Raw genomic sequence first — 1,144 nt, 5'->3', positions numbered from 1 at the left:
GCGTGACGAACACGAGGCGCGCATCCGCGAAACGCGCCTCGGCCAGCCACTCCTGCACCAGACCCAGCGCCCACGCCGTCACCTCGTGCACGGCCTCGGGCGTCGAACCGCCCGCCACCGGGACGACCACGGCGCCCGGCACCTCGTCACCGATCTCCGCCAGCGACGCGACCTCCACACCCAGCGTCACGGACCGGACGTCCACCGGCCTCGCGGGCGCGGCCGCGACCCACTCCAGCCGCAACAGCGACCCGTCCGCCCCATGAGAGGCGGCGGCCGACTCGCCCAGCTCCACGGACTCCGCCGACAGCACGAGTTCCCCCGCCGCGTCGGCGAGCGCCAGCGCCACCGTGTCCGCGCCCGTGCGGACCAGCCGGGCCCGCGCCACCGTCGCGCCCGAGGCGTGCAGCGACACCCCGGACCACGCCACCGGCACCAGCCCACGGCCGTCCGCCCGCAGCACGGCGGCCAGCAGCGCCGGATGCAGGCCGAACCCGTCAGCTGTGCCCACGAGTTCGGCCGGAAGCTCGGCCGCGACGAAGGTCTCCTCGCCGCGCCGCCAGACGCCGGCGCCGTCCACGTCAGAGCTGTCCGCGACCGCGCCGGCCGGTGGCCAGAGCGCCGCGTCGAAGTCGGCGGCGCGCGCTCCCGTGGTCAGCTCGCCGGTGGCGTGCTCGGTCCAGGGCTCGTCGAGCCCGCCGTCGGGGCGCGAGAAGAACGTCACCGTCCGCGCGCCCGTCCCGTCCGGCGCGCCCGCCCGGACCTGGACCATCGTGCCGCCGCCCGCACCCAGGGCGAGCGGCCGGGTGACGGCGAGCCGCTCGACCCGGTCGCAACCGACGTGGTCGCCGACCCGGATCGCCAGCTCCAGGAACCCGGCCGCCGGGAAGACGTCCGCCTCGCCGTCCCACGCCGCCGTGCCGGGCGAGAGCCGGCCGGTGAAGACGACGCTGTCCGTGCCCGCGAGCGGCACCGCCGCCCCGAGCAGCGGGTGGTCCGCCGCCAGCAGCCCGGCGGAGGCGACGTCGCCGACGCCGCTGCCCAGAGCGGGCCAGTAGTGCTCGTGCTGGAACGGGTAGGTGGGCAGGTCCACCCGGCGGGCGCCGGTGCCGTCGAACAGCCGCGCCCAGTCCACCGGGACCCC

General features: G+C 77.6%; 1 protein-coding gene. It reads right to left on the bottom strand.

The genetic code is table 11. From position 1 onward, the window contains the following. Window positions 1-1,144: polyketide synthase dehydratase domain-containing protein (locus tag ACWCXH_RS39955; RefSeq protein ID WP_449806425.1), on the bottom strand; the 1,144-nt coding region annotated here is incomplete at both ends.

Source organism: Kitasatospora sp. NPDC001660 (genome assembly GCF_053596725.1).
This window is presented reverse-complemented; position numbering and strand designations above follow the sequence as displayed.